The following is a 24,593-nucleotide window of genomic DNA, read 5'->3' as shown; positions in this document are numbered from 1 at the left end:
CCTATCAGAAGAAGCAGACCGAGAACAGGTTTGTTTTTTTATAATTGATTTGCGCTATAGTGGTGTGCTCTGGCTACCATCACGCAATTATATTTTGATCGCACTGTATCACCAGATTGGGAGCTAATCATGGTTTCTCGAACCAAAGATTGACACAGGCCATTAAGCACCCTCTATTCTGTAAAGCCCTCTATTCTATAAAGAGAGTGGCTCACACCAGTGATTGACAGAACCAGACGCAATCTCCTGCGCGGCATATTGCATCCATCCACTGATGCTAAAACAGCTGTATATGCCCCTCTCTATCCTCCCTGGTCACTGCCCGCAGAAGACTTCCTCAATGCCTGCACACGCTGCGGGAACTGCATAAGACAATGCCCTGAGAGCATTATTACTACCGGCGATGGCGGTTTTCCAGAGGTCAACTTTCATAAGGGTGAGTGTACTTTTTGCGGCGAGTGTGTCTCAGCCTGTCAGGCCGGTGCACTCATCAAACAACACCCCAGTCAAAAACCATGGACGTATATCGCTCACATAAAAGACAATTGCCTTGCACTAAATGGCGTGACCTGCAGCCGCTGTGCAGATGAATGTGAGTCAAACGCCATAAAACTGAACTACTCTGTTCTCGGTATCTCCACACCCTCAGTCAACAGCGAAAGCTGTACCGGCTGTGGGGCTTGCGTGAGTGTCTGCCCCGTAAATGCCATTGAAGACCGCGCGAACGGGAATAATTTATGAGTAAGTGCACACAGCAACCTATTGATATCTGTGGGCTGGTTATTCTGTCAAAGCCTGATCTGATGCCACAGGTAAAGCAACAACTCACCTCGATTCCGGGGTTGGTGATTCATGCCTGCGATGAGTCGGGCCGCATGGCTGTGACGATAGAAGACACCTCCATTACAAATAAAAATCACCTGCCAACACCAGTTGTAGATAACATCGACAACATCTGGAGCATCAGAGGTGTTGTCGATGTATCTCTTGCCTACTCTCACTGTGAGTGAGCCTGCTGCTATGGATCGTCGAGATTTTATACGCAACTCCGCGGCCACTGCAGCCGCCAGTGCAGCAGGACTTACACTCCCCAAAGCTGCCGGGAAGCTGATTGCCTCCGAGAAGGCTGACAGCACGATTCACTGGGACAAGGCTCCCTGTCGTTTCTGTGGCACCGGCTGCAGCGTTCTGGTGGGGGTGCAGAACGGACGCATGGTGGCTTCTCAGGCAGACCCAGAAGCACCGGTTAACCGAGGGCTGAACTGCATTAAAGGTTATTTCCTCTCCAAAATCATGTACGGCGAAGATCGTCTGACAACCCCTCTGCTACGTATGAAAGGTGGGAAATATGATAAGAGTGGGGACTTCACCCCCGTTTCCTGGGAGCGGGCTTTTGATGAAATGGAAAAACAGTTCAAGAAAGCCCTGAAAAATGTGGGGCCAACAGGGGTTGGCATGTTTGGCTCAGGGCAGTGGACTGTCTGGGAAGGTTATGCAGCCTCCAAACTCATGAAGGCCGGCTTTCGTTCCAATAATATTGATCCTAATGCACGACATTGCATGGCATCGGCTGTGGGCGGGTGTATACGCACCTTTGGCATGGACGAACCCATGGGTTGTTATGATGACTTTGAGAACAGTGATGTCTTTGTACTCTGGGGCTCTAATATGGCGGAGATGCACCCTATTCTCTGGAGCCGTATCGCTGCCCGCGCCCTCGCACATGACCATGTTCGCATAGCAGTTCTCTCAACCTACGAGCACCGCTCCTGTGATCTGGCTAATCACGTACTCATATTTAAGCCACAAACCGATCTGGCTATCGGTAACTTTATCTGTAGTCACATTATTAGCACGGGGCGGGTTAATAGAGAGTTTGTTGAAAAACATACTCACTTCCGCCGGGGAGACACAGACATTGGCTACGGTCTGCGACCTGAAAACCCCTTGCAAAATAAAGCGAAAAATCCTGACAGCGGCACCTCAAAACCCATCAGCTTTAAAGAGTTTGCCCGGTTTGTCAGCGAGTACACGCTGGAGAAAGTATCCCAGATGTCCGGCCTTAGCCCTCGCGCCCTGCTGGAGCTGGCGGAGTATTACGCCGAACCGGATACAAAAGTGATGTCTCTATGGACCATGGGAGTCAATCAGCACACCCGTGGTGTATGGATGAACAACATTATTTACAACATCCACCTGCTTACCGGGAAGATTTCCAAACCTGGTTGTGGCCCCTTCTCACTCACAGGTCAGCCTTCGGCCTGCGGCACTGCGAGAGAAGTTGGCACCTTTGCCCATCGCCTGCCTGCAGACTTAGAGGTTACCAACCCGGAACACCGCAGAAGAACGGAGAAAATCTGGAAAATCCCTGCAGGAACAATCCCCCCAAACGTCGGCTATCACGCCGTACTGCAGGACCGCATGCTCAAAGACGGCAAAATGAATGCCTATTGGGTAATGTGCAACAATAACATGCAAACAGCTCCCAATCTGGAGCAGGAAACCTATCCAGGTTACCGCAATCCCAAAAACTTTATTGTGGTATCCGACCCTTATCCCACTGTCACAACCAGCGCTGCCGACCTGATTCTTCCTACGGCTATGTGGGTTGAAAAAGAAGGGGCTTACGGCAACGCAGAGCGGCGTACACAGTTCTGGTACCAACAGGTGAACCCACCCGGCGAATCCCGCAGCGACCTGTGGCAGCTTATAGAGTTTTCCAAGCGTTTTAAAACTGATGAGGTGTGGCCTGCAGATCTGCTGATTCGTAATCAGCACTTCAAGGGGAGAACCCTTTACGAAGTCCTTTATGAAAATGGTAACGTCAACAAGTTTCCCCTCAGTGAAACCAACCCTGATAAGGAAAATATGGAGGCCAAACACTTTGGCTTTTATGTACAAAAAGGTTTATTTGAAGAGTACGCAACATTTGGCCGGGGTCATGGGCACGACCTCGCCCCTTTCGATATGTATCACAAGGCTCGAGGGCTACGCTGGCCGGTTGTGAACGGCAAGGAAACCCAATGGCGTTATCGGGAAGGCTACGATCCCTTTGTTAAAAAAGGTCAGGAGGTTTATTTCTACGGCAAGCCGGATGGTAAAGCCTGGTTGTTCGCCCTCCCCTACGAGCCACCTCCTGAGATGCCCGATGAAGAGTACGATTTATGGCTCTGTACTGGCCGTGTTCTGGAGCACTGGCATTCCGGCACTATGACTCAACGTGTTCCCGAACTGTATAAAGCGTTTCCCGACGCTGTATTGTTTATGAACCCGGCAGATGCCCGAGAGCGTAACCTGCGCCGTGGCACTCAGGTGCGCGTTAGCTCACCACGGGGTGAAATCCTCACCCGAGTGGAAACACGTGGACGCAACCGCATGCCAAGAGGGGTTGTATTTATTCCCTTCTTTGATGCGTCAGAGTTGGTTAACAAGTTGATACTGGATGCCACCGACCCGCTGTCCAAACAAACTGACTTCAAGAAATGTCCCGTTAAGGTTGAGGGGGCGTAACCATGCAACGATCAACTTTCAACGGCATAACAAGCCTCTCAGCCTTATTTGTACTTTTGAGTATTGGAGTAGTACGCGCCGACTATGACGCCATGGAGGGTGAACCAGAATCATTGCGTGGCAACACTCCACTTCTTGATGAAAAAAGCCCCCCACGACTCAAAGACTTTCCTAAAGAAATCAAAAAACCATTGCCAAATTATGTTGGACAGCCGCCGCTTATCCCCCACAGCATTCGCGGCTACGATATCACGGCGAACAGCAACCCCTGCCTGGCCTGCCACAGCCTGGAGAATGCCCCAAAGTTCAAAGCTACCCCTATTGGCGTGTCCCATTTCCGGGACAGGGATGGACATATGCTCCCGGATGTGTCCCCCAGCCGTTACAACTGCACCCAGTGCCATGTCCCCCAAAAAAACGCACCTCCGCTGATAGAAAACCTGTTCAAGCCGGTTAAGAGTTTGCAGCAATGAGTATCAGGAACAGGATACCCAGGTGGTGTCTGCATTACTGGACACGGCTCACTCAGCCCGTTGCTCTGGCATTATGGATTATTCTGGCCTTTGGATTTATTGCCGGTGTTAGCTTCTGGAGCGGCTTCAACACTATGCTGGAACAGACGGCCACGGAAGACTTTTGTACCAGCTGTCACGGTATGACGGAGAACCTGCGGGAGATTAAGCCCACCATTCATTACACCAACCGCTCTGGCGTACAGGCCACTTGCTCCGACTGCCATCTGCCCCACAATTTCACCAATGAAATTATCCGCAAGGTACAGGCCAGCAAAGAGGTGTTTGGTGCAATTGCCGGCACTATCGACACCCGTCAGAAGTTTCAGGATTATCGCCTGCACATGGCCAAACGGGAGTGGCAGCGTATGAAGGAAAATGATTCTCAGGAGTGCCGTAACTGCCACAAGATGGAATCCATGGATTACACCCTCCAATCCAGCCAGGCGGCTTATATGCACAGAACCTATCTGGCTACCGGACAGGCTACATGCATCGACTGCCACAAAGGCATCGCCCACAGGCTTCCTGATATGGAAAACGTACCTCAGTGGAGCCCACCATCTTCTGGTGCTGTGAAGAAAAAAGGTTAAGCAATGAGTCAATTAGAGTGGGTTATTTGGCATGTACTGGGCTATGCGGCTATTCCGGGCATATTTATCACCGGATATCTTATGACAGCAATTCTTGCCTGTATTCTGTTAGATCTGTTCGGCGTACCGGTGGGCGATAAAAAGAAGTAAGGGCTTGTAATAAAGAGGGGTTAAGAACACAAGTGGTAAAGGGGCTGCATAAACACTTGGCTGCGATTGCACTTATTGTATTAATCCAGCTGCCTGTGTTTAGACGCCCCCTTCGGCTGAGTTTATTATTAATTTTAGAGTGACCACTTTACATTCTGCCTCAGTGCTTAGTCACTGTCAGGGCAGCGTAGCGGCTGTTTTCATTTTCAATACGATTGATGGACTTTTCGATCATATCCGTAGTGATGGGCACCTCAACACCGTCGTCTGTAATGATCGCAGCAACAAACATTGGATTGTTTGCACCAACAATATCCTGCAGTGGCTTGAGAGTATTTCCTGCGTTCATCTTTCGCACCTCATATGTGGCTCATCTTATATCTGAACATATTAATGAGCGGGGTTGTGTTGCCTCTAATGTACGAAGAAAGTCTGTTAACAAGTAGCTGTGTTTTGTAAAAAATCAGTGTTTTTATGTGGTCTTCTTTCGTCCCAGTAAAGACTCCGCCAGACGATGCGAAAGCAATGGTTTAGGTACTTAACTACCAGTACTTATTTTAAGGAACCAAGAAACAATTCAGGCCGGTAAAAACCGGCCTGAATGAATAGAAGTACTGCACTTTAGGGATTACTCAGTAGAGAGCAGATCCATACGGTGACGGTCCATCATCTCCAGTGCACGGCCACCACCACGGGCCACACAGGTCAGCGGCTCTTCGGCAACGATAACGGGCAGGCCGGTTTCTTCAGAAATCAAAGTGTCCAGACCACGCATCAGTGCACCACCACCGGTAAGAACCACGCCACGCTCGGCGATGTCGGAGGCCAGTTCAGGGGGAGACTGTTCCAGTGCACTCTTCACGGATTGAACGATAGCACTCAGGCTGTCCTGCAGAGCTTCCAGAACTTCGTTGCTGTTCAGGGTAAAGCTGCGGGGCACACCTTCTGCCAGGTTACGACCACGTACGTCGATCTCGCGTACCTCGCCCATTGGGTAGGCGATGGCAATTTCCTGCTTGATACGCTCGGCAGTGGATTCACCAATCAGGCTGCCGTAGTTGCGACGCACGTAAGTGACGATAGCTTCATCAAAGCGGTCACCACCAATACGAACAGATTCAGAATAAACCACGCCGCTCAGGGAGATAATCGCAATTTCAGTAGTACCACCACCCACGTCAACAACCATAGAGCCGCTGGCTTCTTCTACAGGCAGACCTGCGCCGATAGCAGCCGCCATTGGCTCTTCGATCAGATAAACCTCGCGGGCACCGGCCCCGAGAACGGATTCACGAATAGCACGACGCTCAACTTTCGTAGACTTGCAAGGCACACACACCAGAACCCGCGGGCTGGGCTGGATAAAGCTGTTTTCGTGAACTTTGTTGATGAAGTGCTGAAGCATTTTTTCGCATACATCGAAGTCTGCGATCACACCATCTTTCATAGGACGGATTGCGGTAATGGTACCCGGTGTACGACCAAGCATACGCTTGGCATCCATACCCACAGCCACCACACTCTTCTGTGTGCCAAGGTTACGAATAGCTACTACAGAAGGTTCATCAAGCACGATACCTTTATCGCGCACATAGACGAGGGTGTTAGCGGTTCCCAGGTCAATCGACAGGTCTGTTGAGAACAGTCCGCGCAATCTTTTTAACATAGTGTCCTGTAGCCCCCTGCAGAGGGCGTTCTCAATAAGTTAATCCTGTATCAGCACTCAAAAGGCGTGCTGCAGGAAGAATATGTCGGCAGATCGCAAACCCATCAGGCTACCAGCTGCTGCCATACGGTTATGTGAATCCGGATCACACAACCGCGCAATTTGTTTATCTGTTTACCGTTAGAGCAACGGTACACTGACGTAATCTATCAACTCTAACAATCGACTGCATCCCCGGCAAGGCGTCACATCAACATACCCTAGCAAAAGAACCTTGAGATTATAGGGACAACCCCCTAAATTAGGCCGATTACTCTGAAATTACAGGGCGAGAGCAGTCATACTGTGCTCGTTGTCACACTACTCAAGGAACTCAGGGAGACGTTTCATGGCGATCGATCGCTCCACCGTAGAGAGCGTCGCTCACCTTGCCCGGCTGTCTATCAGCGAGGATGAGGTCAGACAGACAACCGAACAGATTACGTCCATTATGGGCCTGATTGATGAAATGCAGGCTGTGGACACCCATGGCGTTGAGCCTCTGGCGCATCCGCTGGATGCCGTACAGCGTCTGCGTGCGGATGAAGTGACGGAAACCAACCAACGTGAAAACCTGCAGGCCAACGCTCCTGCTGCCGAGGAAGGCTTATTCCTCGTACCGCGCGTCATTGAATAACAAAGCCACTCCACCGAATCCGCAGATAGCCTGAACTAAGCATGTCAAACACAAGCACGCACGAGAAAAGCCTGGCCGAGCTGTCCAGGTCGTTGAAGTCCAAAGAGCTCTCCAGTGTTGAGCTGACCCAGAGCTACCTCGACCGTATTGACGCTCTGAACAGTGACCTGAACGCCTTTATCACTGTTACCCCTGAGCTGGCGCTGGAGCAGGCCAAAGCCGCTGATGCCGCCATCACCGCAGGCAATGCCTCACCACTGACGGGTATTCCCTTCGCCCACAAAGACCTGTTTTGCACCGAAGGCGTGAAAACCAGCTGCGGCTCCAAAATGCTGGACAACTTTATCGCCCCTTACGAATCCACCGTGACCGCAAACTTCAAAGACGCCGGTGCAGTCATGCTGGGCAAGTTGAACATGGATGAGTTCGCCATGGGCGGCTCCAACGAAAACAGCTTCTACGGCCCAGCCAAAAACCCCTGGAACCGTAACATGATCCCCGGCGGCTCCTCCGGTGGTTCTGCCGTTGCCGTTGCTGCTCGCCTGAGTGCTGCAGCCACCGGCACCGACACCGGTGGCTCTGTGCGCCAACCTGCCAGTATGTGTGGCATTACTGGCCTGAAACCTACCTATGGTCGTGTATCCCGCTGGGGGATGGTGGCTTTCGCTTCCAGCCTTGATCAGGCAGGCCCTATGGCACGCTCTGCTGAAGATGCCGCCATGATGCTGAATGTTATGGCTGGCTTTGATCCGAAAGATTCCACCTGCATGGACCGTGCAGTACCGGATTACACCGCCACTTTGAATGAGCCTTTGAAAGGTCTGCGCATCGGCCTGCCTAAAGAGTACTTTGCTGAAGGTCTGGATAGCCGTGTAGAGCAGGTTGTGCGTGACGCTGTTGCCGAGTACGAAAAGCTGGGTGCCACTGTAAAGGAGATCAGCCTGCCTCGGAACCATCACTCCGTAGCGGCTTACTATGTTATCGCCCCTGCAGAAGCGTCTGCCAACCTGTCCCGCTTTGATGGTGTGCGTTTCGGCTATCGCTGTGAAGATCCAAAAGATCTGGAAGACCTCTACAAGCGCAGCCGCGCGGAAGGTTTTGGCAGTGAAGTGAAGAACCGGATTCTGGTGGGAGCTTATGCCCTCTCCGCCGGTTACTACGATGCCTACTACGCCAAAGCACAGAAGATTCGTCGCCTGATTCGTGACGACTTCCTTGCCGCCTTCAATGATGTGGACGTGATTATGGGACCAACGGCTCCTACACCCGCATTCCCCATTGGCGACAAGTCCAATGACCCGGTGGCCATGTACCTGGGGGATATCTTCACCATCTCCGCTAACCTCGCTGGTTTGCCCGCCATGAGCGTACCTGCCGGTTTGGTGGATGGCCTGCCTGTTGGTTTGCAGATTATCGCGCCGCACTTTGAGGAAGCCCGTTTGCTGAATGCTGGTCACCAGTTCCAGCAGGCAACGGATTGGCACCTGCGCAAGCCTGAGACTGTTTAAGGGGAAGCTTATGTTTACAAGCACGATGCAATGGGAAGCCGTTATCGGGCTGGAAATTCATGTTCAGCTCTCTACCAAAACCAAGATTTTCTCCGGTGCCTCCACCGCCTTTGGTGCAGAAGCTAACACTCAGGCCTGCGCTATTGATCTGGGCCTGCCCGGCACCCTGCCAGTAGTGAACGACGAAGCCATTAACATGGCTATCAAGTTTGGTCTGGGCATTGATGCCGAGATCAACAAGGTGAATGTGTTCGAGCGTAAGAACTACTTCTACCCAGACCTGCCCAAGGGCTACCAGACAACCCAGCTGGAAAAGCCCATCGTTGGTGCAGGGCATGTCGATATTATGCTGGATGACAAAAGCACCCACCGGGTACGCATCCACCACGCTCATCTGGAAGAAGACGCAGGCAAGAGCCTGCACGAAGACTTCGCAGGCATGAGCGGCATCGACCTGAACCGTGCTGGCACACCGCTGATTGAAATTGTCACCGAGCCAGATATGCGCAATGCCAGGCAGGCTGTGGCCTTTGCCCGCAAGCTGCACTCTATCGTGACCACGCTGGGTATTTGCGATGGCGATATGTCTCAAGGCTCCATGCGTTTTGATGTAAACGTCTCTGTTCGTCCACAAGGTCAGGAAGAACTGGGCACCCGCACCGAAACCAAAAACCTGAACTCCTTCAAGTTTATGGAGCGTGCGATCAACAAAGAGATCGAGCGCCAGATTGAGCTGATAGAAGACGGCGGCACTGTGATTCAGGAAACCCGTCTTTACAATGGCGATACCGACGTTGCCCGCTCCATGCGCAGCAAAGAAGAAGCTAACGACTACCGTTACTTCCCCTGCCCTGACTTGCTGCCAGTGGTGATAGAAGACAGTCGTCTGGAAAAGCTCCGTGCCGAAATGCCGGAAATGCCGGAAGCCCGCAAAGCCCGCTTTATCAACGAACTGGGCCTGAGCGACTACGATGCCGACGTTCTCTCCGGAGAGCTGGCTACGGCAGATTACTTTGAAGCGGCCGCTAAAGCCGGTGGCGATGCCAAACTGGCCGCCAACTGGGTGATGGGGGAACTGGCAAAAACCCTGAACCAGAATGATCTGGACATCAGTAGCTGCCCTGTGTCCGCCGAAGTTCTGGGTGGCCTGATGGCCCGCATCAAGGACAACACCATCTCCGGCAAAATCGCCAAGCAGGTATTTGAAGCGCTGTGGAAAGGCGAAGGCGCAAACGCTGATGAAGTGATTCAAGCCAAGGGCCTGAAGCAGGTGACCGACACTGGTGCGATTGAAGCCATTATTGATGATGTTCTGGCTGCAAACCCCAAACAGGTGGAACAGTATCAGGCGGCGGATGAAGCCAAACGCGGCAAGATGGTTGGATTCTTTGTGGGGCAGACCATGAAGGCTTCCAAGGGCAAGGCTAACCCTGGCATGGTTAACCAGCTTTTAAAGAAGAAACTGGGTTAATTGCCTGTCTCCAGTCTTGCAGGGTAACTTGCAAGACTGGAACAGCGCCTACCGAAGAGACATGAACAAGATTTTCAAACTGATTAAAAGCGACCACGTGAGGATGTGTGCTTTAAAGTGCTTTGCCCCATGAGCCAATGAGTGCCCTATTAAGTACCCGGGTATAGGCTATGCTTCTCCCCCTTCGAATCTATCAATAAACTGGGGAGAAGGTAGTGCATACTGTCTTGCCTGTCTGCCGCTTCTGTTTACTGGTATGCCTGCTGGCCCTCTCTCTGGTTAGCTGGGGGCAAGTCAGTGAGGTTCTGTTTCTGGTGAACCCGGCCAGCCGACACGGTCAGTGCGCTGAGCTATGGGAAGAGTTTTCCCATACGGTCAAACCCAAATACTTTATTTCCAGGGAAGAAGCTGAAAACAATACTGACGGGCGACTCCCCTACATGGTTAAGTTCACCGAAGCAAATGGGCAGGCAAGTCAGCAGGCCAGTCGGTTCTATGAAGAATGGCTGCAAAGAAGGGAAGCACAGGATCAACTGCTAATCGCAGGGGTAGGCGGTGATGGCACCATCAGTGAAATTGTCCGCGAACTACCCTACAGAGAGCACCTGATCTTTGGAGTGCTGCCCTTTGGTTCAGGTAATGATATAGCCCGTACCCTTCGCATACCCCTCTATAACATGGAGGAAGCGGCTCAGATTCTGATTCATGGAACCCCTGTCACATATGGCGCTTACCATGTGACAGCAAAGCGCAGACTTGCCCAACAGGAAAGCAGTGCTGTGCTGATGGCTGTCGATGAAGTGGATGCTGGCCTTTCGGCCAAGGCAGGATTGTGGAAATACCAGCACGACAGCAGAACACACATCAGCCCGTTATTGCTATGTACCCCCAGAAGTATGGTGTATCCCGTTGTGAATATTCTGACAACAGTTGCTAACAGCCATCCCCAGCTTCAAGTTACGCAGGATGATGCACCTGCACGCAATATCCGAGGAATTTTTACATTATCCTGTGGCCCGACCTGCGCTGGAGGTGTTCCTCTTATCCCCGACATGGACCCGGAGCAAGATGAGGGTATGGCAGCTGTTACAAACAACCAGTGGCTACCCCGTCAGCTTGTCACTATGGTGAAACTGGCCACCGGTGCATCGACTCCAGAGGTAGAACGCTTCCCTTTCAGGCAAATATCACTTAACCATATAACAGGGCACCCTCCTATCGCCCTTCAGGTGGATGGTGAGCCCTTATATGAAACACCTGCCAAAATTGTGCGAATGGCAAGAGCATATACATTCCTGGGAGGGAAAGCGCCCTAGTCAAAGACCCTATCAACACCCATTGTCACTTGCCCGATAAAGCGCTTAAACTCACTGCGTTGCTTAATAAGCAGTGCTGTATTACTGGCCTCTTCCATATACTTGCCAGGGTCAAGTTGCGGTTCTACCTTATCGCTTGTGCATTTCCCTTTTTTCTTTTTCTTTTTCTTCTTGCTACTTTCTTCTTCCTTTGCATAAACACGGGCAACTTTATTACTCCCCAAAGGTTCCGTGCTGCGTACAAGTTGAGCAAAGGTTTCTCGCGTTTCGTCAGTCATCCCATATTCAAGTAGAGCATTGGCCGCTTCAATAATATCCTGACCGCAGGGGTTTCCTTCCGTCAGATGAGGGGTGGACAACAGAATATTCAGAACATCTTCATAAGCCTGTAACTCCGCTCTCAAGTAAGTCAGTGCGTTAAGAACCCCTTCAGACTTATCCGGCTCATCATGAACCGCTACCAGCCTTTCTCTTCTTTGCAAAGTTTCCGCTGATTTTGCCTTGTCTAAAACTAGCCGGGCAATATCCAGCTCTCCTTTTGGAAAAAAAACTACCAGCCGGTCAATCAGGCCCATATAATGCTTGTAAAACTCAACACAAGCTGCCAGGCCATTTGGTTTGCCTTTCACGATGGTCGTTATTTTCTTGACTTTCTCCGCACACTTGGCCGTCTGGTTAACAAGGTGCCATGCACCCTCATCAGTGACCAGAGACCTGAGTTTTTTTACAATAGCTTCAGAGAGTGCAGGCAGCCAAAGGGAAAACAGAGCGCCAGGAATCTCAGCGACCTGCTCTTCAATATTGCTTCCCTCTCTTTCTCGATCAAGGTATCTCAGACGCTCGATATAATTGGTCATGCCCGATTTCATTTCCTGAATAATGCGCTGGGCATCTGTCTGGGCATCTTCTTCAACACGTGTTCTATAAGGGGTCACAACTGTTTTCTGGGGAATATAACTTTTGAGTGCAAGCTGCAATTGGCCAAACACCTCCAATAACTTTGGCCAGTTTTGATAGCGCTTTTCACAAGCCACACATTCATGGGCCACAATATTAAAAACAGCAGGAACGAACTTCACAAGAAACCCTCCGCCGCACACAGGCAGAGATACAGATTTTCGTAAATCACCTAAAGCGTCAGCTTTAAAATCTTCTAAATGCTGATGAGAGGCGGAGCTAAAACTGAAACTTTCACCCTCATAGGAGGATTCAGAACCGGAGGATCGTAATGAATCCAGCCTTTTCGGCATCACTGCTGGAGGGTGATCAGACGGTTTCTTTACCCGGCAAGCACCGCGCCTTCGCGCCAAAGATGGGGTAAATAGCTGCTCAGTTCCTCCAGGAAGTGGCATCGCCTTACGCTCCAGAAAATTCGTCTGGGACTGGAATTCGTCAAGCTGTCCAATAACTTCCGGATCATCACAAAGAGAGGCCAGTATTTGGGGTAACACCTCTGGCTGCTTCACCTGATACCCACTCACCTTGCCAGTAGCAGTATCTTTATTTTTGCTCTCTACCGTGCTGGCTTCGACACTTTGCGGCAGGCTTTGGCTGGCCTGACTGTCAGTACTGGATACTCTTAGCTCCATAAATACCTCCCCCCAAAAACCGACATATAAAACTGTTAAGTCAGTAACTAAGAGGGCAATAAATAAAGAATGTTCGTTGCCGGTTAGAGTAGCTAACCTGAGTGTCAGCGCTCCTGACAGCTCACCTCCGTCAGCAACCTGTAAAAAGAGCCAGAAAGCATTTCACAACATATTCTAAGTACCCGGAGTGAGCCTTTCGGTTTGCTCGGAATGACGCCTTCAAAAGGTTTTCACACCTCGGCAATTCCTCACACTCATTTATTCTTTCTAGGCATTCCCCGAACTCTTACTCTAAATAGTTGATCCAGATCAGGTTTTATCCCCCGCAACTCAGGCATTCTGCATATCCACCCAGTTTCCAAGAACTTGATGACTGACTGTTTCACAGGGGGATCGTTCGTGAAGTCGGATATTGAAATTTCCAGGGATGCGAGTCTAATGCGAATCACCGAGCTGGCAGACAAGCTCGGACTGAAACAAGAACACGTTGAACCTTATGGTCATTACAAGGCCAAAGTCAGCCTTGATGCCTACGAAGAACTGAAAGATCGTCCGGACGGTCGTATGGTTCTGGTTACCGCAACAACACCTACACCTTTCGGCGAAGGAAAAACTGTAAATACCATCGGTATTACCATGGGTTTGAACACCATTGGTAAGAAAGCGATCAGCTGTATTCGCCAGCCCAGCATGGGCCCCGTATTCGGTATCAAAGGTGGTGCAGCGGGCGGCGGTTATGCGCAGGTTGTTCCTATGGAAGACTTTAACCTGCACCTGACCGGTGACATCCACGCTATTTCCAGCGCCCACAACCTGGGTTCTGCGGCACTGGACACCCGCATCTTCCACGAAGAGCGCGAAGGCTACGAAGCCTTTGAAAAACGTTCCGGCCTGAAAGCTCTGCGCATTGACCCAAGCCGTATCACCTGGCGCCGTGTTGTGGACCACAACGACCGTGCCCTGCGTCAGATCACCGTGGGCGAACAGACGCCCGGTGCAGCCAAGAACATGAACGGCATTCCTCGTCCTGAAGGCTTTGATATCACCGTTGGCTCTGAGCTGATGGCGATTCTGGCACTGGCCACCAGTCTGCAGGATATGCGCGAGCGTTTCGGCAAAATCATCATGGCTTACAACCACGATGGCGAACCTGTCACCGCAGACGATCTGCAGGTTGCCGGCTCCATGACTGCCATCATGAAAGAAGCCATCAAGCCAACCCTGATGCAAAACCTGGAAGGCGGTGCGAGCTTTGTACATGCTGGTCCCTTCGCCAATATTGCCCACGGTAACTCCTCCGTTGTGGCCGATAAGATCGCCCTGAAACTGGGTGACTATGTAGTCACAGAAGCAGGCTTCGGCTCCGACATGGGCTTTGAGAAGTATTGCAACATCAAGGTGAACGCTGGCGGAAAATCTCCAGACGTTGCTGCACTGGTGTGCTCCCTTCGAGGCCTGAAGTCTCACTCCGGTGATTTCCAGGTTGTGGCTGGTCGCGACCTTGACTCAGGTATGATTGAGCCTAACCTGCCTGCACTGGAAAAAGGCATCAGCAACCTGCGCTACCACATCAACAACGTGAAGAAGTACGGCCTGCCATGTGTTGTTGCCGTAAACCGGTTCCCGCAGGATACTCAAGAAGAATTGGACTGGCTGCTGGCCAAGGCCAAGGAATTGGGTGCTGATGGCGCAGCAATCAGTGAAGGTTTTGTTCACGGTGGTGAAGGCTGCATGGCGATTGCCAACGAAATCGACCGCGTGTGCAACGAGAAGAAACCTTACTTCAACTATCTGTACAACTTCGAAGACACCATTACCACCAAACTCAACGATTTGGTTGTGAAAGGTTATGGCGGCAAGCAGGCCGTGATCAGTGATCTGGCTAAAGAGCAGATTGCGGTACTGGAAGAGAAAGGCTACGGCAACCTGCCGGTATGCATGGCCAAGACCCAGCTCTCCGTTTCTCACGATCCAAGCCTGAAAGGCGAGCCAACGGACTTTGAGGTGCCCATCCGTGAAGTACGACTTTCGGCGGGTGCTGGTTTCGTATACGCCCTGTGCGGCACCATCATGACCATGCCTGGCCTGGGTTCCAAGCCTGGCTACATGAAGATCGACATTGATGGTGAAGGCAACATTGTGAACCTGAGCTGATTCAGCGACTCACTTTTCTCATCCTATGATGACCCCCTGGAAGGAGCCTCTCGGCTCCTTCTTTTATATTTCCTGCTCCGAACGTCTTACACCTCCTCCTCTCTCAGACCTATGTCGGACAGACGCTCGGGAACGAAGTCAGTACCTTGGGATCGTGGGTGGATTTGGGAGATAACAGGAGGTTCCCGATGGCATTGGAATTATCACTTGAGGAGCACCAGGAGCTTGCCATCATTGCTTTGGATGGCAATGTACGGACAAGCAATGCCAACCTTCTGCAGGACACCATCGACATGCTGGTTGATGATGGCCACTCCCGAATCATTCTCGATTGCAAGGGTTTAATCTCAATGAATAGCGACGGCCTGGCAGTTCTGTCAGATCTGGTGAAACATATGCGAGGCCGGGGCCGTCTGGTTCTCTGCCGGGTGAATAAGCCGGTTCAGGATTTGCTGCATATCAGCGGTCTGGATCTGTTTATAGAAAGTGAATCCAGTAAGGATGCCGCCATCCGCCGGATTCTTCACTAACCAGTGATATAAAAAGGAGGCTGAGTATGTATACCAAGTATTCGCATATGCATCCGCGGTCTACGGACTCATGCACTGGCCATAAATACCACTCTGAGCCACGCAGGCCTTCGCAGGGAAAAAAATCCCAGCGCAATACCAGAGCACAGGCAGAGGCACGCCACAACCGTCGTCACAGCAGATACAACAGCGGATACAGTGCCCGGACATCTCAGCTTCACCTGCGCAGAACGTCTCACAGGCATAACCATTCTTCTCCTGTTTATCAGGGCAATGGCTGCCCTTGCACGCCATCAAAACCTCAATTGGAAGCAGGCTACGGAACCGACTTGGGAGCGCAGGAGGCCAATAAGTGGTTTCAGGCTATGGCAAAAGAACGCTATGAAACCCATAAGGCAGCGGCAACATCTGTGGATAACCCTGAAAGTCATATTAAAGACAACCAGCATACTCCGCCTGCCTTTGAACCCAGGCCCAAAAGCCTGAGTGAGTATGTGATCACAGCACTGAATGTTTTGAAAACCGGCAGTTACTATCTGGCAAGTATTGGTATCTATGCTGGAGCAACCGGCGTTCTTGCCAGCTGTGCTTTGGCAACCTTTGTCTCGATACTGCCTGTTGCCGTTCCTCCACTGGTTTTTGCACTGGTTATTGGGGGTGGAATGGTTGCAGGAGCCTTTATCGGACTGAGCTCTGCCCATAAGGGTGAATCACTGTTGCCACCTAAGAGTCACTGGAGCGATATGCTGGGCATGACCCACCTATGGAGGCGTCTGGAGCTGCCAACCTCTGGCACTCTGAACTCCAACATCACTGGTTTGGCCGCGACTGAGCGCAGATAAACATCTCGCCCGATGTTAATCTGCACCAAGTATCCGGTCATTGCCATGCCTGTGAGTGAGCGTGAGCACTGCGTGAGAGTCGAGGGCAGCTGGTGTCGTACACGATTTAGAAACGCCAGAAAGAAAAATGCCCCCTGAGTCAGAAAGCTCAAGAGGCCTGTTCTGCACAAGGGTATTACTTGGTGCCGAAGATTTTGTCGCCCGCATCGCCCAGGCCCGGCAGGATGTAGCCTTGCTCATTCAGGCCGTCATCTACAGACGCAGTAAAGATTTCCACATCAGGATGAGCATCCAGAACCTTCTTGATGCCTTCTGGAGCAGCAACCAGTACCAGCACACGAATATTAGTGCAGCCAGCTTTTTTCAGCATGTCGATAGAGGCAACCATGGTGCCACCAGTAGCCAGCATTGGATCAACAACCAGTGCCATACGTTCGTCAATCTGCTTGCACAGCTTTTCGAAGTAAGGAACAGGCTCCAGAGTTTCTTCATCACGGTACAGGCCAATAACACTGATACGAGCACTTGGAATCAGCTCTACAACGCCGTCCAGCATGCCCAGGCCTGCACGCAAAATAGGTACAACAGTAATTTTCTTGCCTTTAAGGCGCTCAACTGTGATATCGCCGTTCCAGCCATCAATCACAGTTTCTTCAAGCTCCAGATCCTTGGTAGCTTCGTAAGTCAGCAGGGTTCCGACCTCACTGGCCAGAGTACGGAAACCCTTGGTGCTGATATCCCGAGTACGCATCAAACCGAGTTTATGCTGGATCAGGGGATGGGTAATTTCGCGAACGCTCATCAAATGCCTCAATATATTTTGCTACAAGAAATGTAGGCAGTGACCAGCCCGCTATTGTAAGCCCCAGAACCGGCTTCCTCCAATATCCTGTTGAACAATTCAGTGTTCACCGTAATACAGACTCGGAAAATCACTTGTCATGATGACGTTGATTCATGGATTTAACATCTGTATGTTTTCGATCCTAAAGCCTTGAATGTTTTCAGGCATATTTTTACCTAGAGAAGAGACTCTATACATGTCCACTGACCTGGACCACATCCAGAAAGTATTCGATGAAGCCGACTGCCTCTACACTCAGGATGAAGTGGAGGGCGCGATCCGCAATATGGCGGCCGACATCACTGAGAAGCTGGCTGGCAAAAACCCGCTGATCTTCGCTGTTATGAATGGCGGTCTGGTATTCTGTGGCAAGCTGCTCACTCACCTGACGTTCCCGCTGGAATCGTCTTATATGCACGCTACCCGCTACCGTAACACCACCAGCGGCGGTGAACTGGACTGGAAAGTGCCCCCCCTGCAGGATCTGAAAGATCGCACCGTCATGGTTGTTGACGACATTCTGGACGAAGGCCACACCCTTGCAGCCATTATTGAACACTGTGAGAAAGCCGGTGCCAAAGAAGTGCTGTCCTGCGTGCTGATTGATAAAAAACACGATCGCAAAGCACGCCCCGGACAAAAGAGCGACTTTACGGGCCTGGAATGTGATGACCGTTATGTATTTGGCTATGGCATGGATTATCAGGGTTACTGGCGGAATGCACCGGGCATTTATGCTCTGAAGGGTCACTGATCCCGATTTTCATAAAAAAGCGCAGACTATTCTCTGTGCTTTTTTGCATGAGCTTTTATTTGAGCTTTTTGATTTCTTCTCGTGCAGCCTTATGCTGACGCTGAAGCTCTTTCATCTGCTTGGTATTTCCTTCCAGTAAGGCTTCTGTTTCTGCCAGCTGTTGTCGCAAACGGCCTACGCGGCTGTCAGCTACTTCAAAGTCCCCCTTCAAGTCAATTTTTTCCTGTTCAACTGTGGCGCGCAAGTCAGCAATGTCTTGATTCACGTCTCTATGGGCCACATCAAAAGCCTGTTGTTTGGCAGTCATAGCATCGACTAAGCGACCAACCTCACCCTGTGCGCTGGCCAGCCCGCTTTGAGCGGATTGCTGATCCCACTCAGGCCGTTCACGCTCAAGCTTACCTTCAAATTTCTTTACTCCCTTTCTGGCAGTCTTCAACTCCGCTCTCAACTCCTTGAGCTCATTATCCAGCTGCTTTTGGTCTCCCTCTACACTTTTCTCTAACGTCTTAAGCAGCTCTCTATCGGCCTTGAGGGTAGTTTTCAGTGGGGCTTTTTGTTGTTTGATGGACTCTTTATCCACCTTGAGCTCTTCTTTGATTTCTGCCTTGAGCTTGCTGATTTGATCTTTGATTTCAGAACGCTGACTCTTGAGTGTCTCGGCATCCTTTTTAAAATTCCGCTGCTCATCATGTGCAATAGCATTTCGTTCGCGTGTTGCCGTTTTTCTATCCGCTTTGTCCGCTTTTCTATTTTCGGTTTTGAGGTCTTTTGTCAATTGCTCGAAGTCGCCTTTGTTCTGCTGAATCTCACTGCGGTACTTGTTGGCAAAACCCACAGCATCCCGGGTGGATTGCGCACGCTCTGCTGCTGTTCCGGAGATGTCCACAACTTCACCACCGGGAAAGCGCAGAGTGAAGTCCTCACTGCTGCGACTCAAGGAGACCGGATCGCTCAAGAGCTTATTGAGGTTCTGAGTATTATCACGGGCCTCACGGGTTTGCTGGAGCACATCCTGCCTCTCTGCTCCCTGCGCCCTCTGCACATCCTGTTTCTGCCCGGCTGTGGCGACAAGATGCTTGACTGAGGCTGAAGGGGCGGGAGGAACACCTTTGGCTGAACGGCTGAATACGCTTTTCAGTTTGGAAAGCTTGGAAAGATTAAAACCTTTCGAGCGTGAAGGAACCAGCTTTTTCACCTTGCCGGGAAGAGTAGTAGCCCGTTTTTTAATACCCGTACCAACAGATGCTGCACCGGCCTTAAGTGCTTCTTTGGGGTTTTCCTTCAAGGCACTCAAGCCCCCCCCAACCTGCTCTTTCGCGGCGGCTCCTGCCTCTTTCGCCCCTTGGTATTTCCCTTTGGCATACTGACCGGCACTGTAGAGTGCGTTCCCTGTACTGTGCATGGGGTGCTGGGCAAAATTCACAGCTCCTCTTACCAGAACTGCGCCTTTATCGAAGGTTTTCCCCTTAAGCCAGCTCATAGCCTGCTTCATTCGCCCGGGCTTTTCGTCAGTCACATCTTCAACTGATCGCTCTGACAGGCTTTTATCACCAACTGAGTTTTCAGGGTCAACACTCTGCTGTTCTTTCAGGGATACAGTGTCGCTACTGAGAGACAGTGAACGCGCGCTGTTGCCCAATGAAGCACGAACCGTGACTTCAGAATCGTTTTTGTTATCAACAACTGAATGGCCTGAAGGCTGTATGCCCCCAGGACCAATACCTGATGGTGTACTCATAGGCGTAACCGGCCCGCTGCAAAGTTCCTGTTCTGCGTATATCGGCAGATTCAGGAAGGAACAACACAGGTTTTCTTGAACCTCTTTGCCTGAACGAGCGCACTGGCTACAATGGCCGCCAAAAATACGTCACTACAATAACAGCAGTCGTACTCAGGGGAATCCGATATGAAGAAAGACAAACAGAAGGTTATTGGCGAAGAACTCTCTGATAAGCGCATCAAGGATCTACTCAACCTAAGCCCTGAAACTGGCGTGAACCGCGATTATTTTATTCTCATGAAGGGCTACAGAGCCTTGCGCAGTCACGACTTTGAGCGGTTTATCGGCTTTTTCAAAGAAGCCGGGCTGGACATAAATGCCAAAGGCCCGGACGGGCTGACACTAAAGGAAGAAATGGCTGAGCATGCGCAGGCAACCCCATACCTCGAAGTTTTGAATTAACAGGGGAATGCAACCCAATAAAAAGCGACCATGCCACCATGATCGCTTTTTATCAGAGAACGATATCAGGCAGCCTTGGAATCAGCGCTAACCAGCTCCCGATTAAAGGCCTCTTCATCAAACTTGCAGCCGAGGAATTTCACCACCTCGCGCAAATCATTCTCACCATTCCCCAGGCAGCTTGTCCCTCCGGGAGACGGGGTCATATTGAAGATAATACCAGTGCCGGGGTTAATACGGGCTTCACCCAGCATCAGCTCTTTGTTGTCTTTATCTATCAACTGAGGACGAATACCCCCAAAGCCCTTGGCAAATGAAACATCTTTCAGCTTCAGGCCGGGAACAATTTTACGGGCATCCTTAAGGAACAGACGAGTACGCACCCAGGGAATTTCAAACAGGAAGTTCTTGAAAATGTAGTTGCGAATATCTGACACCTTAAACAGATCCCAGAACACCTTGAACACTGAACCATCCAGTCTCAGCACCTTAAAGAATTCTGGAATCGTGCTGCTGTTATAGCGCTCAAGCATTGGCAGCAACAGAGCTGTTGGCCCGAAACGGGTTTTGCCAGGCACCTGCACGTCAGGGTCACCATGAATAGCGGCAAACGGCAGCTTGTCGTTTTGAACGGTATAAACCTTGCCGTTCAAAACCTGTGGTGTGAAGTAGAAGCTGCCCGCAACGGGCAGACAGGAGAAGTTCAACCCATAACCCATCTGCTGAGCCAGCAACAGGCTGTGGCCACCGGCACAGACAACGACAAAGCGTGCCTGATACTCACCTTTACCGGTTTTTACGGTGAATATATCACCATTTTTTTCAATGGCATGAACACCGTTTTCAAGGAGAATATCAATGTCTTTACCAGACACTTCTGCCTGTCTCTTTGACTGCTTCACAAAGGATTCAGACAACGCCTTGTAATCAACAGCGGTATAATCATCGGTAATCGCCAGAGCCACCAGCTCTTCTTTACGGGGGCCGTTATCGGTCTTCACAACCTGAGGTTCAATCTCGGCAATCTGCTCTTTATCCAGCAGGGCCATGCCCTGGTAGTGTTCGCCAAATACCTTGAAGCGCTCACGAAGGAAATCACATTCCTCACGGCCCACACCTAAAACCATCTTGGGATATTTAAAGATGATCCGATCCCGCTCTTCATCAGGAAGAGTGTGCGCATAATTCACCAGCATGTTTGCGGTGCGCTTCACTTTCAGGGCCTTTTCCAACGTGTAGTTGGTTTCAATATCACCACAATGGATTGTTTGACTGTTATTACTGCTTTTGGAGTTAACTGTGGCAAAGTCGTTGTATTTTTCGATCAGACCGATACGTTCAAGATCCGTATACCGGGCCAGCTCATACAAAAGTGCTGTACCGGAAACTCCCCCACCCACAATCAGTACGTCATAGGTCTTCGCCGTCATTATTTCTGCTCTCTGCTTGCTGACCTTAGCCAGGCTGATCTGCATGTGCTTTTGGCACGGTGGCAGATAGCAGCCACTTATTCTGTTTTAGATTTATTATTCGCGGTTCCGTCACCACACGGAGCGCATTATATAGGAAGATGCGCGACTTTCACCTATCAACATAGGTGAAAACAACCAGTCAAGGGTTGTATACAGGAAAACAGGAGGAATAAATGACAGAAATAGCAAAATCTCACATGAGGTGAGATACTTGAAGAAATAATATGGAATCAGTCAGAGAGGAGAGATGGCTGGGGTGGCAGGATTCGAACCTGCGCATGACGGGATCAAAACCCGTTGCCTTACCGCTTGGCGACACCCCAAATATTTGAAACAAAATAAAAGCATGGTAGCTAGGGGCAGATTCGAACTGCCGACCCCAGCATTATGAGTGCTGTGCTCTAACCAACTGAGCTACCTAGCCATGGCATCATTTTGCTTTTGTCCTCGAAAGAACTGTTTTCGGAAAAGATGGCTGGGGTGGCAGGATTCGAACCTGCGCATGACGGGATCAAAACCCGTTGCCTTACCGCTTGGCGACACCCCAACTTTTCGAGCCGAAACTATACAGTTTCTGTATAGCCCTGCAACATCTTTGGTAGCTAGGGGCAGATTCGAACTGCCGACCCCAGCATTATGAGTGCTGTGCTCTAACCAACTGAGCTACCTAGCCCCGAAAACGTGATGCGCATTTTCATGATAAAGGCCCCACCTGTCAACACCTTACACGCCAAACCACAATTCGGTTTTCCGTATTCAAAACATGACGAAGATCAAACAGCCCTATACAATGCCTGCTTCAGCGATAACCAGAAACATAAACAAAAGACGTGGTATCGAGTATGAATCAGGATGACATTGTTATTGTCAGCGGCGCACGCACTCCCATGGGCGGCCTTCAGGGCGCACTCAGCAGCCTGACTGCCCCCGAGCTTGGCACTGCAGCAATCAAAGCGGCCGTAGAGCGTGCAGGTATCCCATCGGAAGATGTTGAAGAAGTGATCATGGGTTGCGTTCTCCCTGCAGGCCTGAAACAAGGCCCCGCCCGACAAGCCTCCCGCTCTGCAGGCCTGCCCGATGAAACCGGCTGTACGACTATCAACAAGCTCTGCGGCTCTGGTATGAAAGCCACCATGCTTGCCCATGATCTGATCAAAGCTGGAACCAACACCATCATGGTGGCAGGCGGTATGGAGAGCATGAGCAACGCGCCTTATATTCTCGACAAAGCCCGCAGCGGTTACCGCATGGGCCACGGTCAAGTCGCCGATCATATGTTCCTTGATGGCCTGGAAGATGCTGAGACAGGCCGTCTGATGGGCTCCTTCGCCCAGGATATGGCTGACGAATACAAGATGACCCGGGAAGCCATGGACGCCTTCGCCATAGAATCCCTGAACCGTGCCAACGCCGCTATCGAAAACGGCTACCTGAAAGAAGAGATCACCCCTGTCACAATCACCTCCCGCAGGGGAGAAACCGTTGTCACCGACGATGAGCAACCTGGCAATGCCCGCCCGGACAAGATTCCCGGCCTGCGCCCTGCCTTCGCCAAAGACGGTACCATCACAGCCGCCAATTCCAGTTCCATTTCCGATGGTGCGTCTGCCCTGATTTTGATGACAGCCGGTGAAGCAGAGAAGCGTGGCCTCAAGCCACTGGCGCGCATCGTTGGTCACACAACAAACTCCCGCCACCCATCAGAATTCACCATCGCCCCCGTTGGCGCAATCACCAAATTGTTTGACAAGACGGGCTGGACGAAAGATGACGTGGATCTGTTTGAAATCAACGAAGCCTTTGCCATGGTGACTATGGCAGCTATTCAGGATCACGATCTGGATCACGCCAAGGTCAATATCCACGGCGGCGCCTGCGCTCAGGGCCACCCCATTGGCTCTACCGGCTCACGCATTATCCTGTCACTGATTTACGCACTGCGCCGTACTGGAGGAAAGAAAGGTGTCGCCAGCCTGTGCATTGGTGGCGGTGAAGCGACAGCTATGGCTCTTGAGCTTCTGTAACCGTTAAAGGTATTGACCTGTCGCCCTGTTGATCCTGCTGTTCTTCAGGGCTTTCTTCCGGTGGCCCTACCCGCTGGATTCTCATATCTGACCAGCCCCAGATAAACAGCCCCGGAAACGTCGACTCCAGCTGAAACCGCTCCGGCATCAGTTGCGCCAGTGATGCATTCACTGTCACCACCTTCGCTCCGTTCGGTAACCCGGCACAGAGCATCGCTACCTGTCGAATACAAGATTCACTCATCGCCGTGCAATCCACATACACCCGCTGCCAGCGGGACATATCCAAACCAAACATATCGCCACAGATGAAAGAGACCTTGCCGGGAGGCATACTCTGTCGGGCCAGTTTTTTACCCAGCTGCACAAACAGAGGGATTTGCTCGATACCCAGAGTCCGGCACCCGTAACGATCTGACAGCCACATACAGTTGCGCCCTGTGCCAGAACCCAATTCCAGCAATGCATCACTAGAAGAGAGCTTTAAGCGGCGTGCCACCGCATTCAAGGTCACCAACGGTGTTTCACCATAACCCTGCGCATCAAATTCGCCCCGCTGATCCAGAAAACGGCGACTCACCGCCCACGGTGAACACAGGAAAAAGAACGCCCGGCGGTGCAGCTCGAAATAAATAAAACGGAAAGAGAAGATATATCGGAAACCAACAACGGAAAGCATCACCTCGGTTACCAAAGCCCGAAACCAACCCCACAGCCGATTTTCCCTGGCATTCTTCCAGTTCATTCCCTTGCCCCTTCAAATAGCCTTTCAACAGCACCAAACATCAACCATAATC

The 24,593-nt window shown here is 51.1% G+C and carries 23 protein-coding genes and 4 tRNA genes; 16 read left to right on the top strand and 11 right to left on the bottom strand.

What is annotated here, in order from left to right; translation table 11 throughout:
• The first annotated feature begins 219 nt into the window (after positions 1-219).
• The 6 genes from napF to E1189_RS17800 are packed head-to-tail and all read left to right on the top strand — an operon-like array spanning position 220 to position 4,765.
• A complete protein-coding gene (gene napF / locus E1189_RS26295; protein WP_408014766.1) occupies positions 220-741 on the top strand; it encodes a ferredoxin-type protein NapF in 522 nt (173 codons plus the stop codon).
• Positions 738-1,010 (top strand): chaperone NapD, encoded by a 273-nt coding sequence (locus E1189_RS17820; RefSeq protein WP_155162099.1) that lies wholly within the window; start codon positions 738-740, stop codon positions 1,008-1,010. The genes napF and E1189_RS17820 overlap by 4 nt, the downstream gene beginning before the upstream one ends.
• The gene (gene napA, locus E1189_RS17815) at positions 979-3,510 is read left to right on the top strand and encodes a nitrate reductase catalytic subunit NapA (protein ID WP_230460500.1); all 2,532 of its coding nucleotides are present in this window, start codon (positions 979-981) and stop codon (positions 3,508-3,510) included. Before E1189_RS17820 ends, napA begins: the two co-directional genes overlap by 32 nt.
• A gap of 2 nt (positions 3,511-3,512) precedes the next feature.
• Entirely contained in the window at positions 3,513-3,983 is a 471-nt protein-coding gene (locus E1189_RS17810) for a nitrate reductase cytochrome c-type subunit (protein WP_155162097.1), read from the top strand.
• Positions 3,980-4,615: a NapC/NirT family cytochrome c gene (locus E1189_RS17805; RefSeq protein WP_155162096.1), complete on the top strand. Its 636-nt coding sequence runs from the start codon at positions 3,980-3,982 to the stop codon at positions 4,613-4,615. Before E1189_RS17810 ends, E1189_RS17805 begins: the two co-directional genes overlap by 4 nt.
• Positions 4,616-4,618: 3 nt before the next feature.
• On the top strand, positions 4,619-4,765 hold the full coding sequence (locus E1189_RS17800) for a TIGR02808 family protein (RefSeq protein ID WP_155162095.1): 147 nt from the start codon (positions 4,619-4,621) through the stop codon (positions 4,763-4,765).
• Positions 4,766-4,925: 160 nt separating this feature from the next.
• On the opposite strand, the gene E1189_RS17795 is transcribed toward E1189_RS17800, so the two are convergent.
• Together E1189_RS17795 and E1189_RS17790 are read right to left on the bottom strand one after the other, a co-directional pair.
• On the bottom strand, positions 4,926-5,114 hold the full coding sequence (locus tag E1189_RS17795) for a PA1571 family protein (protein ID WP_155162094.1): 189 nt from the start codon (positions 5,112-5,114) through the stop codon (positions 4,926-4,928).
• 279 nt (positions 5,115-5,393) lie between these two features.
• Entirely contained in the window at positions 5,394-6,431 is a 1,038-nt protein-coding gene (locus E1189_RS17790) for a rod shape-determining protein (RefSeq protein WP_155162093.1), read from the bottom strand.
• 388 nt (positions 6,432-6,819) lie between these two features.
• Here E1189_RS17790 and gatC point away from each other — a divergent pair, with 388 nt between their 5' ends.
• The 4 genes from gatC to E1189_RS17770 all read left to right on the top strand — a co-directional run bounded on the left by gatC (position 6,820) and on the right by E1189_RS17770 (position 11,402).
• Complete coding sequence (gene gatC / locus E1189_RS17785; RefSeq protein WP_155162092.1) at positions 6,820-7,107, top strand: Asp-tRNA(Asn)/Glu-tRNA(Gln) amidotransferase subunit GatC; 288 nt, start codon at positions 6,820-6,822, stop codon at positions 7,105-7,107.
• Positions 7,108-7,148: 41 nt separating this feature from the next.
• Entirely contained in the window at positions 7,149-8,615 is a 1,467-nt protein-coding gene (gatA, locus tag E1189_RS17780) for an Asp-tRNA(Asn)/Glu-tRNA(Gln) amidotransferase subunit GatA (RefSeq protein ID WP_155162091.1), read from the top strand.
• 10 nt (positions 8,616-8,625) lie between these two features.
• Positions 8,626-10,086 (top strand): Asp-tRNA(Asn)/Glu-tRNA(Gln) amidotransferase subunit GatB, encoded by a 1,461-nt coding sequence (gatB, locus tag E1189_RS17775; RefSeq protein ID WP_268921663.1) that lies wholly within the window; start codon positions 8,626-8,628, stop codon positions 10,084-10,086.
• A 215-nt stretch (positions 10,087-10,301) separates the two neighbouring features.
• Positions 10,302-11,402, top strand: coding sequence for a diacylglycerol/lipid kinase family protein (locus E1189_RS17770; RefSeq protein ID WP_155162090.1), 1,101 nt, complete (start codon positions 10,302-10,304; stop codon positions 11,400-11,402).
• Here the strand turns inward: E1189_RS17770 and E1189_RS17765 are convergent.
• Positions 11,399-12,991 (bottom strand): hypothetical protein, encoded by a 1,593-nt coding sequence (locus tag E1189_RS17765; protein WP_155162089.1) that lies wholly within the window; start codon positions 12,989-12,991, stop codon positions 11,399-11,401. The two genes, E1189_RS17770 and E1189_RS17765, sit on opposite strands and share 4 nt — an antisense overlap.
• Positions 12,992-13,360: 369 nt before the next feature.
• Here E1189_RS17765 and E1189_RS17760 point away from each other — a divergent pair, with 369 nt between their 5' ends.
• The 3 genes from E1189_RS17760 (at position 13,361) to E1189_RS17750 (ending at position 16,517) form a co-directional block, all read left to right on the top strand.
• The gene (locus E1189_RS17760) at positions 13,361-15,145 is read left to right on the top strand and encodes a formate--tetrahydrofolate ligase (protein ID WP_155162088.1); all 1,785 of its coding nucleotides are present in this window, start codon (positions 13,361-13,363) and stop codon (positions 15,143-15,145) included.
• A 188-nt stretch (positions 15,146-15,333) separates the two neighbouring features.
• Positions 15,334-15,675 (top strand): STAS domain-containing protein, encoded by a 342-nt coding sequence (locus E1189_RS17755; RefSeq protein ID WP_155162087.1) that lies wholly within the window; start codon positions 15,334-15,336, stop codon positions 15,673-15,675.
• A 329-nt stretch (positions 15,676-16,004) separates the two neighbouring features.
• Entirely contained in the window at positions 16,005-16,517 is a 513-nt protein-coding gene (locus E1189_RS17750) for a hypothetical protein (protein WP_155162086.1), read from the top strand.
• Between the two features lie 175 nt (positions 16,518-16,692).
• Here E1189_RS17750 and upp read toward each other — a convergent pair whose 3' ends face one another.
• Positions 16,693-17,319 carry a uracil phosphoribosyltransferase gene (gene upp, locus E1189_RS17745; RefSeq protein WP_155162085.1) on the bottom strand — a complete coding sequence of 209 codons (627 nt, stop codon included), beginning with the start codon at positions 17,317-17,319 and terminating at the stop codon, positions 16,693-16,695.
• Between the two features lie 238 nt (positions 17,320-17,557).
• Between upp and E1189_RS17740 the strand changes: the two genes are divergently transcribed.
• On the top strand, positions 17,558-18,115 hold the full coding sequence (locus E1189_RS17740) for a hypoxanthine-guanine phosphoribosyltransferase (RefSeq protein ID WP_155162084.1): 558 nt from the start codon (positions 17,558-17,560) through the stop codon (positions 18,113-18,115).
• A gap of 55 nt (positions 18,116-18,170) precedes the next feature.
• Here the strand turns inward: E1189_RS17740 and E1189_RS17735 are convergent, their stop codons facing one another.
• Positions 18,171-19,856 (bottom strand): hypothetical protein, encoded by a 1,686-nt coding sequence (locus E1189_RS17735; protein ID WP_155162083.1) that lies wholly within the window; start codon positions 19,854-19,856, stop codon positions 18,171-18,173.
• Positions 19,857-20,024: 168 nt separating this feature from the next.
• Here E1189_RS17735 and E1189_RS17730 point away from each other — a divergent pair, with 168 nt between their 5' ends.
• Positions 20,025-20,300, top strand: a complete 276-nt coding sequence (locus tag E1189_RS17730; RefSeq protein ID WP_155162082.1) for a PA4642 family protein — start codon at positions 20,025-20,027, stop codon at positions 20,298-20,300.
• A 65-nt stretch (positions 20,301-20,365) separates the two neighbouring features.
• On the opposite strand, the gene E1189_RS17725 is transcribed toward E1189_RS17730, so the two are convergent.
• The 5 genes from E1189_RS17725 to E1189_RS17705 form a co-directional block, all read right to left on the bottom strand.
• The gene (locus E1189_RS17725) at positions 20,366-21,730 is read right to left on the bottom strand and encodes an FAD-dependent oxidoreductase (protein WP_155162081.1); all 1,365 of its coding nucleotides are present in this window, start codon (positions 21,728-21,730) and stop codon (positions 20,366-20,368) included.
• Between the two features lie 290 nt (positions 21,731-22,020).
• Positions 22,021-22,095, bottom strand: a tRNA-Gln gene (locus E1189_RS17720).
• Between the two features lie 24 nt (positions 22,096-22,119).
• Positions 22,120-22,196: transfer RNA gene (locus E1189_RS17715), tRNA-Met, on the bottom strand.
• A gap of 48 nt (positions 22,197-22,244) precedes the next feature.
• Positions 22,245-22,319: transfer RNA gene (locus tag E1189_RS17710), tRNA-Gln, on the bottom strand.
• Between the two features lie 49 nt (positions 22,320-22,368).
• A tRNA-Met gene (locus tag E1189_RS17705) sits at positions 22,369-22,445 on the bottom strand.
• 169 nt (positions 22,446-22,614) lie between these two features.
• Between E1189_RS17705 and E1189_RS17700 the strand changes: the two genes are divergently transcribed.
• On the top strand, positions 22,615-23,796 hold the full coding sequence (locus E1189_RS17700; protein WP_155162080.1) for an acetyl-CoA C-acyltransferase: 1,182 nt from the start codon (positions 22,615-22,617) through the stop codon (positions 23,794-23,796).
• On the opposite strand, the gene E1189_RS17695 is transcribed toward E1189_RS17700, so the two are convergent.
• Positions 23,774-24,541, bottom strand: coding sequence for an SAM-dependent methyltransferase (locus tag E1189_RS17695; RefSeq protein WP_155162079.1), 768 nt, complete (start codon positions 24,539-24,541; stop codon positions 23,774-23,776). The genes E1189_RS17700 and E1189_RS17695 overlap by 23 nt on opposite strands.
• Positions 24,542-24,593: the final 52 nt, after the last annotated feature.

The sequence above is a fragment of the Parendozoicomonas verongulae genome, from assembly GCF_009711465.1.
Lineage (GTDB): Bacteria > Pseudomonadota > Gammaproteobacteria > Pseudomonadales > Endozoicomonadaceae > Sansalvadorimonas > Sansalvadorimonas verongulae.
This window is presented reverse-complemented; position numbering and strand designations above follow the sequence as displayed.